This window comes from Roseateles sp., assembly GCF_019237615.1.
Classification (GTDB): domain Bacteria; phylum Pseudomonadota; class Gammaproteobacteria; order Burkholderiales; family Burkholderiaceae_C; genus Pelomonas.
In genome coordinates, this window is sequence record NZ_JAFAGT010000001.1 from 122,078 (window position 1) to 135,020 (window position 12,943).

10 protein-coding genes are annotated in these 12,943 nt (G+C 67.5%); 3 read left to right on the forward strand and 7 right to left on the reverse strand.

Going from position 1 to position 12,943, the window contains the following annotated elements; genetic code table 11:
- Positions 1–21 precede the first annotated feature (21 nt).
- Positions 22–477 (forward strand): Cd(II)/Pb(II)-responsive transcriptional regulator, encoded by a 456-nt coding sequence (gene cadR / locus JOY88_RS00605; RefSeq protein ID WP_293499405.1) that lies wholly within the window; start codon positions 22–24, stop codon positions 475–477.
- An 18-nt stretch (positions 478–495) separates the two neighbouring features.
- Here the strand turns inward: cadR and JOY88_RS00610 are convergent, their stop codons facing one another.
- The 7 genes from JOY88_RS00610 to JOY88_RS00645 all read right to left on the reverse strand — a co-directional run bounded on the left by JOY88_RS00610 (position 496) and on the right by JOY88_RS00645 (position 8,391).
- Positions 496–1,143, reverse strand: coding sequence for a trimeric intracellular cation channel family protein (locus JOY88_RS00610; RefSeq protein WP_293499406.1), 648 nt, complete (start codon positions 1,141–1,143; stop codon positions 496–498).
- 21 nt (positions 1,144–1,164) lie between these two features.
- The gene (locus JOY88_RS00615; protein ID WP_293499408.1) at positions 1,165–3,111 is read right to left on the reverse strand and encodes a UvrD-helicase domain-containing protein; all 1,947 of its coding nucleotides are present in this window, start codon (positions 3,109–3,111) and stop codon (positions 1,165–1,167) included.
- Positions 3,112–3,147: 36 nt separating this feature from the next.
- Positions 3,148–3,687: a hypothetical protein gene (locus JOY88_RS00620; RefSeq protein WP_293499410.1), complete on the reverse strand. Its 540-nt coding sequence runs from the start codon at positions 3,685–3,687 to the stop codon at positions 3,148–3,150.
- Positions 3,684–4,064, reverse strand: a complete 381-nt coding sequence (locus JOY88_RS00625) for a hypothetical protein (protein ID WP_293499412.1) — start codon at positions 4,062–4,064, stop codon at positions 3,684–3,686. The genes JOY88_RS00620 and JOY88_RS00625 overlap by 4 nt, the downstream gene beginning before the upstream one ends.
- A gap of 14 nt (positions 4,065–4,078) precedes the next feature.
- The gene (locus tag JOY88_RS00630) at positions 4,079–5,644 is read right to left on the reverse strand and encodes an ABC transporter substrate-binding protein (protein ID WP_293499414.1); all 1,566 of its coding nucleotides are present in this window, start codon (positions 5,642–5,644) and stop codon (positions 4,079–4,081) included.
- Positions 5,641–7,209 (reverse strand): ABC transporter substrate-binding protein, encoded by a 1,569-nt coding sequence (locus tag JOY88_RS00635; protein WP_293499416.1) that lies wholly within the window; start codon positions 7,207–7,209, stop codon positions 5,641–5,643. Before JOY88_RS00635 ends, JOY88_RS00630 begins: the two co-directional genes overlap by 4 nt.
- A gap of 339 nt (positions 7,210–7,548) precedes the next feature.
- On the reverse strand, positions 7,549–8,391 hold the full coding sequence (locus tag JOY88_RS00645) for an isopenicillin N synthase family dioxygenase (protein ID WP_293499418.1): 843 nt from the start codon (positions 8,389–8,391) through the stop codon (positions 7,549–7,551).
- A 367-nt stretch (positions 8,392–8,758) separates the two neighbouring features.
- On the opposite strand from JOY88_RS00645, the gene JOY88_RS00650 reads away from it, so the two are divergent.
- Complete coding sequence (locus JOY88_RS00650; RefSeq protein ID WP_293499420.1) at positions 8,759–11,614, forward strand: 2-oxoglutarate dehydrogenase E1 component; 2,856 nt, start codon at positions 8,759–8,761, stop codon at positions 11,612–11,614.
- Between the two features lie 87 nt (positions 11,615–11,701).
- A complete protein-coding gene (odhB, locus tag JOY88_RS00655; RefSeq protein ID WP_293499422.1) occupies positions 11,702–12,943 on the forward strand; it encodes a 2-oxoglutarate dehydrogenase complex dihydrolipoyllysine-residue succinyltransferase in 1,242 nt (413 codons plus the stop codon).

Below are 12,943 nucleotides of genomic sequence, written 5' to 3' on the forward strand. Positions count from 1 at the left end.
TCAAGTCCCTACACTGGGCCCATGAAGATCGGAGAACTCGCCGCCGCATCGGCCACCGCCGTCGACACCATCCGCTACTACGAGCGCGAGGGCCTGCTGCCGGCGCCGGGGCGCACTGCGGGCGGTTTCCGCGTCTACGAGCCTGCCCACCTGGAGCGGCTGCAGTTCATCCGCTACTGCCGGGGCCTGGACATGTCGCTGGACGAGGTGCGCGTGCTGCTGCGCGTGAAGGACGCGCCGGACGGCGACTGCGGCGACGTGAACGCGCTGCTGGACGAGCACATCGGCCATGTGTCGCGGCGCATCCGGGAGCTGCGGGCGCTGGAGACGCAGCTCAAGGACCTGCGCCGGAGCTGCGCCGCGGCGCAGAGCGTGGAGCGCTGCGGCATTCTCAACGGCCTGGCCGCCGCGGCGCAGGACGGCGCGGCACCGGCCGCCGCGCCGGGCTCGCACCTGCGCTCGGTGCATTCGCACTGAGGCGGCGCCTGCGGCCGGTCAGCGCCGGTTGATGCGCCAGGCCGGCAGCGTCCAGCCCGTCCACAGCGCCAGGCCGCGCAGCAGCACCGCCGTCGCCGCCGCGGCGCTGATCGTGGCCCATTGCGGCCAGCCGAGCGCCACCACGGCCACCAGCACCCAGCCGCCCACGAAACTGCACAGCGCATAGGGGCGGTGGTCGTGGAAGGCGGCGGGGATCTCGTTGCAGACGATGTCGCGCAGCACGCCGCCGAACACGGCGGTGATGACGCCCATCAGCACGGCCACGATGGCCGGCATGCCGGCGTCAAGCGCCACCAGTGCGCCGTTGGCGGTGAACAGGCCCAGGCCCAGCGCGTCGGGCCATTGGATGGCGCGCTCGGTCAGTGCCAGATGGCGGCGGCGCATCAGCAGCATGGCTGCGAGGCACAGCCCCATCAGGGCCCACAGCCAGTCGGCGTGCTCGACCCAGAAGAAGGGTCGGCGGTCCAGCAGCACGTCGCGCAGCGTGCCGCCGCCGAAGGCCGACAGGCCCGCGACGACGCACAGGCCGACGACGTCGAGCTGCTTGCGCGCGCCGGCCAGCAGGCCGGACAGCGCAAAGGCGAGGGTGGCGGCGATCTCGACGGCCGCCTGCAGGGTGGAGAAGTTGATGACGGGAGGCTTCATGTGGGCCGCATCATCGCCCGCTCAATCGAGCAACGCCGCGTCCTTGAGGAATCGGGACGGGCGGCCGGGGTCGAAGGTCATCGTGAGGCGGACCTTGGCGCGCGTCATCGCCACGTACAGCAGGTTGCGGTTCTCGGCCGATGCGTCGCCGAACTCTCCCCGTGACAGGTGCGGCAGGACGACATGCTCGAACTCCAGCCCCTTGGTCGCCTCGATGCTGGACAGCACGACGCGATCGCTGGCGCGCAGGCGCCGCCGTGCCTGGTCCATGGCCGAGAACATGCGGAACGCACCAGCCACGCCTGCGCCTTCGTCCACCGCCAGCTGATGAAGCTGCTGGACGTTGTCTGCCACCTGGGCGGCCTCGTCGCGGCGCACGAATACGCGGGCGGCGAGCTTCGGCAGGTCCAGCAGGGTCAGGAACGAGGCCTCGAAAGCCTCGAAGTCGTCCTTGCGCAGCAGCGCCATCGCGGCCTCCAGCTGCCGCCGCGCCGCGGCGTTTGCGCCGCGCAGCGCATGGCCGTCGATGAAGCTGCGAGTCGAGTCGACGTCGGTCGCGGCCTGCGCCACCGCGACGCGCTGGGCCTCGCTGGCGTCCAGGTGGCGCAGCTCCAGGCTGTCGACGCGGGCGCCTGAGAACAGCAACCAGGCGTCGAGCAGGCGGGCGCGCTGGGCGGCGTCCTCGAAGCCGGTGTAGTCGCCCTGTGCGTGGGCGTACAGGCCGCGCACCAGCAGCGTCTCCGGCCGCTCCAGATAGGGCGCGAATCCCACCGCGCCATAGGGCAGGCCCAGGCGCAGCAGCTCGTGTTCGATGCGCACCGAATGCGCCGCATGGCGCAGCAGCACGCACAGGCTGCCGGACGCCGGCTGCTGCAGATGGGCCTGTGCCTGGCGGGCGATGAAGGCGGCGGCCACGCGGGGTGACTCGCAGCGCTCCAGCCGGATGTCGGTGTGCAGCGCCGCGTCGGCCGCGTAGGGCTTGCGGGCCAGCGCGCCGACGTGGGCGGCGAGCTGCGGGCTGAAGCGATGGCTCAGCGTCAGAGGCAGCACTTCGGGCGTGCCGATCTCGGCGCGGAAATGCTCGTGCATGAAACCGGCCTCGGCGCCGGTCTGCGCATGGATAACCTGATCGCGGTCGCCCACGCCAACGAAGGCGGCGCGCGGATGGGCCGCGAGCACGGCCTTGAGCACCGTGAAGGCGGCGCGGTTGACGTCGTGCATCTCATCCACGCAGATCAGCGTGAGGCCTTGCCGCAGTGCCGTGTCGCCGGCGTCGATCTCGCCGCTCATCAGCGCGCGAGCCAGGTCGTAGGTGGCGTCACCCTGGAAGCGGAACTCGGGTCGGTCCGGGTGGCCGCCGCGGCGGATGAACTCGTAGCAGGCCCAGGCGCGCATCGCCAGGTAGCCGAATCCCAGTTCCTCGGCCAGCGCAGGCGTCATGCGTTCCTCGGGAGGCTGGTACTCCATCACCATGCGTCCCTTGAGCACGTCGAAGGTCTTCAGCAAGCCCTCGACCAGGTCGGCCGGCTGGGCCTCGGCCATCAGCTCTTCGGGGTGGCGCTCTTCCGGCAGCGACTGGGCGCGCTCGATGGCCCGCACCACATACGGCCTGACCTGCTCGGGCGCCGTGACGACGCGGGTCTGCGTGCCCTCAGCGGCCTCCAGCACGGCCCCGCTGAAGGCCTCGAAACTCTGCAGTCGCAGCTGCTGCACCGTGGCCCTGGGCACGCCGATGTGGGCCAGCCGCTCCTTCAGCGCCGCGACGGCCGGCGCCGTGCAGGTGAGGGCCAGCACGCTTTCCGGCGGCGCGCCGCGCTGCAGCGCCTGCGCGATGCGCAGGGCCAGCGTCGTCGTCTTCGCCGCGCCGGCGTTGGCCTCCACGAGCAGCAGGCGGGTCTTCAGCAACTGGATGGCGAGCTGTTCGGCGCTCGGCGTGATGTGGATGGGCTGGAACGGGACGTCGCGCATGGGCCGGATTGTCCGACGCCACCAATGCCGCGCGGTTCACGTCGACATCGATGGTGGCCGGCTCGAAAGCTTTCTCAAGTGCTCACGAGCCAGCGCGCGCCAATCTCGTTCAGGCTCCAGCCCCAAGGCCTTGATGGCGTCGTGCAGCACTCGATAGAGCGCCCAGGGTGGCGTCGCGCTCGTTTCGTCCCACTGCATCTGGCTGCAGGCGAAGCAGATCCGCATCGTGCTGCGCAATCTGCCCTTGGTGTGGAAATGGATGGTGTGGTGCGGTTCGAAGATGCAGGCCGGAACAGCGTCCTGGGTCTTCGAATCCAGCCGCTCGATGGATTGAAGGAGGGTGGCCTTCTGTGCCGGGCTCAGCTCAACCGTCCGGTACACCACGGTGCCCGGCAGCAGCGACTTGCCCTGATTCATGTCGTAGGCGTCCAGTTCGAAGGAGTGCTCCGTGACGACGATGCGACCCGAATCGTGGATAGCGGCGATCAGGGCCGCAAGGTAGCTTGCGCCCTGCTCGTCCCGGCGTGAGCAGGCGGCGACGGGCACGAGCGCAGCAAGCAGGGACCGACGCTTCATCGGGCGAGCGCCTGGTGTTCGCACTGCATCCCTGAGGTATTCCAGCGGCCACCGGTGTCCAGGCAGCGATCCACCTGAAGGTATTCGTAGGCGCAAGGAGGAATGGTCAGCGCGACAGCGGCGACAGCCAGCGCCAAGGTGGTGCGGCGCAGTGCGGGAATCTCCCGTATGGCCCTGAACGCGGCGTATCCGCCCAGCGCCGTCGAAGCGGCCCAGGCCAGTTGCTTCAGGGACCTGAGTGCCCAGCCCTGCGGATACGGGTCGGGCGGGCCGGCAGACATCCACGCGGAGAACGCGGCGCCGTTGACGAGGAGCAGTGCCGCCGCGATGGCAGTGCCGAGCACCAGCCAGGCAAGCACGGGCAGCAGCCAGGGCATGCTGCGCTGCGGTGTCACCTCACCGTCGCCCACTTCGCCTGAGGCGCGTCGTTGGCCGAATGCGGCAGGCTCACGCCGGCCTTCATCGCCCAGGGCCGCACCTGGTGGTGGATGGGGATGAACAGTAACTCGTCGCGCGTGCGCTTGAGCGCCTCCTGCATCAGCGCCAGGCGCCTGGGCACGTCGGTCTCGACCTTCATCTGCTGCACCAGCGCGTCGACCCTTGCGTCGCTGACGCGCGAGTAGTTGCCCTTGCCGTCGGCGCCGCTGGTCTTGGTGTGGACGATGTCCTGCAGCGTGTACTGCGCGTCGAAGGTCGTCACACCCCAGCCATACAGGTAGAGCGGCAGCTCGTAGCGCTGCATCGCCGCCGAATGCTGGGTCATGGGGTGCGTCGTCAGCTTGGCCTTGATGCCGATGCGGGCCCACATGGACACCACGGCCTGGCAGATCTCCTCGTCGTTGACGTAGCGGTCGTTCGGGCAGGCCAGCGGCACGTCGAAGCCGTCGGCATAGCCGGCCTCCGACAGCAGCTGCCGGGCGCGAGCGACGTCGGGCTTGGCCACCCTGTCCAGGTCGGCCGACCAGCCATAGGCCACCGGCGCCACCATGAGGGCTGCCGGAATCGACAGACCGCGCATCAGGCTGCGCTTGATGGCCTCGCGGTCGATGGCCAGAGACATGGCCTCACGCACGCGGCGGTCCTTGAAGGGGTTCCTGCCCTTCACGCTCGAGCCCCTGATCTCGTCGCTGCCGAGGTCCAGCGCGAAGAAGATGGTGCGGTTCTCCGGACCGTCGATGACCTTGAGGCGCGGGTCGGTCTTGAGCTTGGCGACGTCCTGGGGCGGCAAGTCGGTCAGCAGGTCCAGGTCGCCGGAGAGCAGGGCGGCCACGCGCGTCGCGTCGGACTTGATCGGCAGGTAAATCACCTCGCTGATGTTGCCCCTGGGCCTGTCCCACCAGTCCTTGTTGGCCACCAGGGTGATCTTCTGGTCCGGCTGCCAGCCGACGATCCTGAACGGCCCTGTGCCCATGGCGTTGCGCGAGGCGTAGGTGTCCTCCTTGGCCTTGAAGTCCTGCGGGTTCTCGGAGCGGTTCTTGGCCGCCCAGGCCTTGCTGAGGATGCGCACATAGGTCAGGTTGCGCGTCAGCACGGGGTTGGGGCCATCGAGGAGGAAGTCCACGGTGAACTCGTCGATCTTCCTCACGTCCTTGATGCCGGAGGCGTAGATGACCATGTTGCTGGCCGGATGCTTGATGCGCTGCAGGCTGAAGACCACGTCGTCGGCAGTGAAAAGCGTGCCGTCGTGGAACTTCACGCCGCGGCGCAGGTCGAAGCGCAGCTGAGTGGGCGTGACATAGGTCCATTTCGTCGCCAGCGCCGGCTCGACCTCGAACTTCTCGGTGTAGCGCGTCAGGCCCTCGTAGGCATAGCCCGTGATCGTCGACGTGGCCGAGTGGTTCTGCGAATGCGGGTCCAGCGTCTGGATGTCGTTCTGCGCGGCCCAGCGCAGCGTGCCGGCCATGGCCAGGCCGCTGGTCAGCAGCCAGGCGGCCGTAAAGGTCGTCAGCAGCTTCATTTGATCGTCGTGTAGCGGGCTTCGAAGTAGTCGTTGGAGCGGTGCAGCGTGTCCACGCCTGGCTTCATCGCCCAGGGCCGGATCTGGTGGTGGATGGGGATGAAGAGGAACTCGTCGCGGATGCGCAGCAGCGCCTCCTTGATCAGTGCATTGCGCGTGGGCACGTCGGGTTCGAACTTGATCTTCTGGATCAGCTCGTCCAGCCTGGCGTCGCTGACCTTGCCGAAGTTGAAGTTGCCGTCGGCGCCATTGGTGCGCGTGTGGCCCCAGGCCTGCAGCGCATACAGCGCGTCGTAGGTGGAGACGCCCCAGCCCAGCATGTAGAAGGGCGACTCGCCGCGCTGGAAGGTCTGGCTGTGCGTGGAGAAGGGTGCCGCGATGAGGCGCACCTTGACGCCGACTTTGGCCCACATGGACACCGCGGCCTGGCAGACCTGCTCGTCGTTCACGTAGCGGTTGTTGGGGCAGTGCAGCGGCACCTCGAAGCCCTGCGGGTAGCCGGCCTCGGCCAGCAGCCGGCGAGCCTTGTCGAGGTCGGGCTTGAGCGGGGCGTCCAGCGCCGCGTCGTAGCCGTTGACGCCCGGCGGCACCATCAGCGCCGCCGGCACCGACAGGCCGCGCATGATGCTGCGCTTGATGGCCTCGCGGTCCAGCGCCAGGTTCATGGCCTCGCGCACACGCTTGTCCTTGAAGGGGTTCTTGCCCTTCACACTGGATTCGCGCAGCTCGTCGCTGCCCTCGTCCATGACGAAGAAGACGGTGCGGATCTCGGGGCCTTCCAGCAGCTTGACCTTGCCCGCCTCCTTGAGTTTGAAGAAGTCCTGTGGCGGCAGATCGGTGACGATGTCCACGTCGCCCGACAGCAGGGCCGCCACGCGGGTCGGCGCAGACTTGATCGGCAAGTAGCTCAGCTCGGTGATGTTGCCCGCGTTCCTGTCCCACCAGTCCTTGTTGGCCACCATCTTCACGGCCTGGTCGGGCTGCCAGCTCACCAGCTTGTAGGGGCCGGTGCCGTTGGCGTTGCGCGACGCGTAGTTCTCTTCCTTGGCCTTGTAGTCCTGCGTGCTGGTCGCGTTGTTCTTCACCGACCAGACCTTGCTCATGATCGGGAAGGCGATGATGTTCTGCAGCAGCATGGGCGTGGGTGCCTCGAGCAGGAAGTCGACCGTGTGGTCGTCGATCTTCCTGACTTCCTTGATGCCCGACACATAGGTCTGCTTGGTGCCCTGGGGCTGCGTGATGCGGCCGAAGCTGAAGACGACGTCATCCGCGGTGAATGGCGAGCCGTCGTGGAATTTGACGCCGCGGCGCAGGTCGAAGCGCACCTGCGTCTGCGAGACATAGGTCCACTTGGTCGCCAGCGAAGGCTCGGGCCGGTAGTTCTGGCCCAGGCGCGTCAGGCCCTCGTAGAGGTGGGTGCCGATGACGTTGGAGGGGTTGTGATCCTGGGAGTGGGGGTCCAGCGTCAGGATGTCGTTCTGCGCGGCCCAGCGCAGCGGGGCGGCCATGGCCGCGGACAGCGTCAGCGTGGCGAGCAGGGGCAGCAGTCGGAGGGCGGATGGCATGCGGCTTCCTCGGTACGGCAGAAGCCAAAAAATGTAGTCGCCAGCTCCGGCAGCAGGGCTAGGGCTTGCCCCCAGGTTCCAGTGAGCAATCGCAACCGGCGCCGGCGGCGATCCAGCGCCGCACCAGCCAGCCCCGGATGCCACGGGGTTGCGACGTCAGCACGCCGCAGACGTAGCGCTCGCCGTCCCAGCGCAGCGCGACGCAGGCGCCCTTGAGGCGCCGGCTCAGCAGGGCCCCCAGTGGGCAGGGCTCGGCCAGACAGCAGACGCCGCAGCCGTTGCAGTTGGCCCCGAGCGCCGGTTTGGGCGGCGCGTCGGGGTGGATCTCGATGATCCGGTTCAGGTCTTGACGCCCAGCTCGCGCAGGCGTTCGTTCAGGTAGCTCTCTGCCGTGTAGCGGTCCGACAGCACCACGTCGTCGCGCGGATGCAGGAACAGCGGCAGCGACACGCGGCTCTTCCGGGCGCCCTCGCCGGTGGGGTTGACGACGCGGTGCTGGGTCGACGGGTAGTAGCCCTCGGAGGCTTCCTGCAGCATGTCGCCGATGTTGATGGTCAGCGTGCCGAAGTCGCAGGGCACGTCGTGCCAGGTGCCGTCCTTGCCCAGCACCTGCAGCCCCGGCTCGTTGGCGGCGGGCAGGATGGTCAGCAGGTTGATGTCGCCATGCGGTGCGGCGCGCAGCGAGCCTTCGGGCTCCTGGCCCGTCAGCGGCGGGTAGCGCAGCACGCGCAGCAGCGTCTTGCTGCTGCCGGTGATCATGTTGGACAGCGGCTCGCGGTACTTGGCGGCGATCTCGGGCGGCGTGTAGCGCTCGACCCAGCCCAGCAGTTCCTCGGCCAGTGCGTTGGCCTCGCGGTAGTAGCCGAGGGCGTCTTCCTTCAACTGCTCGGGGATGCGGCCCCAGGGGTAGATGTGGAAGTACTCCTTGATGTCCTTCTGCTTGAAGCCCTTCGCCGTCTCAGAGATCTCGGTCGAGAAATAACCGTCCTGGGTCTCCTTCGAGAACGCGAAGCCATGCTTGGCCTCACTGTTGAAGAAGGCCAGCCAGTCGGCGTAGATCTTCTCGACCAGCGACTGGCGGATGGGGTGGTTGGTCAGCACGCCGAAGCCGGTTTCGTGCAGGGAACGGGTGAACTTCTCGGCCGCATCGGGCGCGCGGTAGTCGACGACCTGGACTTGCATGGGATCTCCTGAATGTCCCTTGGGCCTGCCAACGCGTGTGGTCAAGCCTGTGCGCAGCCATTCAATGGCGGGGCTGGCGCGGATATGGAGTTTACTTATCCGTCAACTTTCTGACGCCCATCAAAGCTTGTCGGGCAAACCCTTGGTGCTAGAGTTCGGCCCCGAGATGGAACCGGTCTGTTACTCGGAAAGTCCGCACCCGCGTGGGCGGCAGGCTTTGCGAGCAGCGGAAGAGGTTCCCGGTCCTTCCCGTCCCTTTGCTGGCAACAGCGAGGTGGGTCGCAATCCGCCAATCGGTCGAGCCGTGTCGCGGAAGGTTCTTCAACCAGCCAACTCCCTGGAAACCGGGGCATGAGGTGAGCGAAAGATGATGCAGCAATACAGGTCCAACTCCTACCTGTTCGGCGGAAACGCGCCGTATGTGGAGGAGATGTACGAGGCTTACCTCGACAACCCCGGCTCCGTCCCGGACAACTGGCGCACCTACTTCGATGCGTTGCAGCATGTCCCCGCCGTCGACGGCAGCGAGGCCCGCGACGTGGCCCATGCGCCGGTCATCGAATCTTTCGCTCAACGCGCCAAGGCCAACGCCTTCGCCAACAAGGCGAGCAGCGCCGACCTGGCCGTTGCCCGCAAGCAGGTCCACGTCCAGTCGCTGATCGCGGCCTACCGCTTCCTGGGCAACCGCTGGGCGGAGCTGGACCCCCTCAAGCGCGCCGAGCGCCCCAAGATCCCCGAACTCGACCCCGCGTTCTATGACCTGACCGAGTCCGACATGGACATCTCGTTCAGCGCCGTGAACAGCTATTTCGGCGGCGAGACCATGACGCTGCGCCAGATCGTGCAGGCCCTGCGCGAGACGTATTGCGGCAGCATCGGTTCCGAGTTCATGCACGGCTCGGACCCTGGCGAGAAGCGCTGGTGGCAGGAGCGCCTGGAGAAGGCGCGCGGCAAGCCCAGCTTCGGAGCCGAGAAGAAGAAGCACATCCTGGAGCGGCTGACGGCCGCCGAGGGCCTGGAGCGCTATCTGCACACCAAGTACGTGGGCCAGAAGCGCTTCTCGCTGGAAGGCGGCGAGAGCTTCATCGCCGCGATGGACGAGCTGATCCAGCACGGCGGCGAGCGCGGCGTGCAGGAAATCGTCATCGGCATGGCCCACCGTGGCCGCCTGAATGTGCTGGTCAACACGCTGGGCAAGATGCCGGCGGACCTGTTCGCCGAGTTCGAGCACAAGGCCGCCGAGGACCTGCCGGCCGGTGACGTGAAGTACCACCAGGGCTTCAGCTCCGACGTCTCCACGCAGGGCGGCCCGGTCCACCTGTCGCTGGCCTTCAACCCGTCCCACCTGGAAATCGTCAACCCGGTGGTGGAGGGCAGCGTGCGTGCCCGCCAGGACCGCCGTGGCGACAAGGACGGCGCCCAGGTGCTGCCGGTGCTGGTGCACGGCGACGCGGCCTTCGGCGGCCAAGGCGTCGTGCAGGAAACGCTGGCGATGGCCCAGACCCGCGGCTACCGCACGGGCGGCACGGTGCACATCGTCATCAACAACCAGATCGGCTTCACCACCAGCGACCCGCGCGACCTGCGTTCCACCTGGTACTGCTCCGACGTCGTCAAGATGATCGAGGCGCCGGTGCTGCACGTGAACGGCGACGACCCCGAGGCCGTCGTGTGGGCCATGGAGCTGTGCATGGACTACCGCGCCGAGTTCAAGAAGGACGTGGTGCTGGACATCGTCTGCTTCCGCAAGCTGGGCCACAACGAGCAGGACACGCCGGCTCTGACCCAGCCGCTGATGTACAAGAAGATCGCAGCCCACCCCGGCACGCGCAAGGTCTATGCCGACAAGCTGGTCGCGCAGAACGTGCTGACCGCCGAAGGCGCCGACGAGATGGTCAAGGCCTATCGCGCGGCGATGGACGAGGGCCGCCACACGGTGGACCCGGTGCTGACCAACTTCAAGAGCAAGTTCGCCACCGACTGGTCGCCCTTCCTGGGCAAGAAGTGGACGGACAGCTGCGACACCGCCATCCCCGGCGCCGAATGGAAGCGTCTAGCCGAGAAGATCACGACGCTGCCCAAGGACTTCGCCGCGCACAACCTCGTCAGCAAGCTCTACGCCGACCGCGCCGCGATGGGCCGCGGCGAGATCAATGTGGACTGGGGCATGGGCGAGCACATGGCGTTCGCGTCGCTGGTGGCCTCGGGCTACCCGGTGCGCCTGTCGGGTGAGGACGCCGGCCGCGGCACCTTCACGCACCGCCACGCCGTGCTGCACGACCAGAACCGCACGAACTGGGACGAAGGTGCCTACGTGCCGCTGCAGAACGTCGGCGAGGGGCAGGCGCCCTTCGTCGTCATCGACTCCATCCTGTCGGAAGAGGCGGTGCTGGGCTTCGAGTACGGCTACGCCGCCGCCGAACCGCACACGCTGACCATCTGGGAGGCGCAGTTCGGCGACTTCGTCAACGGCGCCCAGGTCGTCATCGACCAGTTCATCGCCTCCGGCGAAGTGAAGTGGGGTCGCTCCAACGGCCTGACGATGATGCTGCCGCATGGCTACGAGGGCCAGGGCCCCGAGCACAGCTCGGCGCGCCTGGAGCGCTTCATGCAGCTGGCCGCGGACAACAACATGCAGATCGTGCAGCCCACCAACGCCGCGCAGATCTTCCACGTGCTGCGCCGCCAGATGCTGCGCATGTTCCGCAAGCCGCTGGTCATCATGACCCCGAAGAGCCTGCTGCGCGCGAAGGACGCCACGTCCCCGCTGGCCGACTTCACCAAGGGCGAGTTCAAGACCGTCATCGGCGAGCACGACGAGGCCATCGTGGCCGACAAGGTCAAGCGCGTCATCGTCTGCTCGGGCAAGGTCTATTACGACCTGGTGCGCAAGCGCGAGGAGAAGAAGGCGCACGACACGGCCATCGTCCGCGTCGAGCAGCTCTACCCCTTCCCGCACAAGGCCTTCGCGGCCGAGCTGAAGAAGTACCCCAACGCGACCGACATCGTCTGGTGCCAGGACGAGCCGCAGAACCAGGGCGCCTGGTTCTTCGTGCAGCACTACGTGCACGAGAACATGCTCGACGGCCAGAAGCTCGGCTACGCCGGCCGTCCGGCCAGCGCCAGTCCTGCCTGTGGCTACGCCCACCTGCACCAGGAGCAGCAGAAGGCCTTGCTGGATCAGGCCTTCGCCAAGCTCAAGGGCTTCATCCTCACCAAGTAAGACCGCAAGCGCAGCGCCCACCGAGGCGCTGCTTTCGCTCGCGCCTGCACCACATCACACCGAATAAAGAACACGGAGCCTCACACCATGGCCATCGTTGACGTCCAAGTTCCCCAGTTTTCCGAATCCGTTTCCGAGGGCACGCTGCTGACCTGGAAGAAGAAGCCCGGCGAAGCCGTCGCCATCGACGAGACCCTCGTCGAGATCGAGACCGACAAGGTCGTGCTGGAAGTGCCGGCGCCCGCCGCTGGCGTGCTGAGCGAAATCGTCAAGGCCGACGGCAGCACCGTCGTCAGCCAGGAGCTGCTGGCGAAGATCGACACCGAAGGCAAGGCCGCCGCCGCCGCCGCGCCCGCCGCTGCCGCTCCGGCCGCAGCACCTGCCGCGGCCCCCGCTGCCGCTGCCAACAAGGGTGACGTGGCCATGCCCGCCGCCGCCAAGATCCTGGCCGAGAAGGGCCTGAGCGCGACCGACGTGGCCGGCTCCGGCAAGGACGGCCGAGTGACCAAGGGCGATGCGCTCGCCGCCTCGGCCAAGCCGGCCACCGCGCCGCTGGTCGTGCCCGCCACGCCCGCCGTTGCCAAGCCGCTGCCCGCCGTGGCAGCGCCGGTGCAGCAGAACCTGGGTGACCGTCCCGAGCAGCGCGTGCCCATGACCCGCCTGCGCGCCCGCATCGCCGAGCGCCTGCTGCAGTCGCAAGCCACCAACGCCATCCTGACCACCTTCAACGAAGTCAACATGGCCCCGGTCATGGAGATGCGCAAGAAGTTCCAGGAGAAGTTCGAGAAGGAGCACGGCGTCAAGCTGGGCTTCATGAGCTTCTTCGTGAAGGCCGCCGTTGCCGCGCTGAAGAAGTACCCGGTGCTGAACGCGTCGGTGGATGGCAATGACATCGTCTACCACGGCTACTTCGACATCGGCATCGCCGTCGGCTCGCCGCGCGGCCTGGTCGTGCCGGTGCTGCGCAACGTCGACCAGATGAGTTTTGCCGACATCGAGAAGAAGATCGCCGAGTTCGGCCAGAAGGCCAAGGAAGGCAAGCTGTCGCTGGACGACCTGTCGGGCGGCACCTTCTCCATCTCCAACGGCGGCGTCTTCGGCTCCATGCTGTCCACGCCCATCATCAACCCGCCGCAGTCGGCCATCCTGGGCGTGCACGCGACCAAGGATCGCGCCGTCGTCGAGAACGGCCAGATCGTGGTGCGCCCCATCAACTACCTCGCCATGTCGTATGACCACCGCATCATCGACGGCCGTGAAGCCGTGCTCGGCCTGGTCACGATGAAGGAAGCCCTCGAGGATCCCGCTCGTCTGCTGTTCGACATCTAA

What these genes read in the sequence shown, in the direction of transcription:
- cadR (WP_293499405.1), top strand. Translation starts at nt 22, where the DNA reads ATGAAGATCGGAGAACTCGCCGCCGCATCGGCCACCGCCGTCGACACC.
- JOY88_RS00610 (WP_293499406.1), bottom strand. Translation starts at nt 1,143, where the DNA reads ATGAAGCCTCCCGTCATCAACTTCTCCACCCTGCAGGCGGCCGTCGAG.
- JOY88_RS00615 (WP_293499408.1), bottom strand. Translation starts at nt 3,111, where the DNA reads ATGCGCGACGTCCCGTTCCAGCCCATCCACATCACGCCGAGCGCCGAA.
- JOY88_RS00620 (WP_293499410.1), bottom strand. Translation starts at nt 3,687, where the DNA reads ATGAAGCGTCGGTCCCTGCTTGCTGCGCTCGTGCCCGTCGCCGCCTGC.
- JOY88_RS00625 (WP_293499412.1), bottom strand. Translation starts at nt 4,064, where the DNA reads ATGCCCTGGCTGCTGCCCGTGCTTGCCTGGCTGGTGCTCGGCACTGCC.
- JOY88_RS00630 (WP_293499414.1), bottom strand. Translation starts at nt 5,644, where the DNA reads ATGAAGCTGCTGACGACCTTTACGGCCGCCTGGCTGCTGACCAGCGGC.
- JOY88_RS00635 (WP_293499416.1), bottom strand. Translation starts at nt 7,209, where the DNA reads ATGCCATCCGCCCTCCGACTGCTGCCCCTGCTCGCCACGCTGACGCTG.
- JOY88_RS00645 (WP_293499418.1), bottom strand. Translation starts at nt 8,391, where the DNA reads ATGCAAGTCCAGGTCGTCGACTACCGCGCGCCCGATGCGGCCGAGAAG.
- JOY88_RS00650 (WP_293499420.1), top strand. Translation starts at nt 8,759, where the DNA reads ATGATGCAGCAATACAGGTCCAACTCCTACCTGTTCGGCGGAAACGCG.
- odhB (WP_293499422.1), top strand. Translation starts at nt 11,702, where the DNA reads ATGGCCATCGTTGACGTCCAAGTTCCCCAGTTTTCCGAATCCGTTTCC.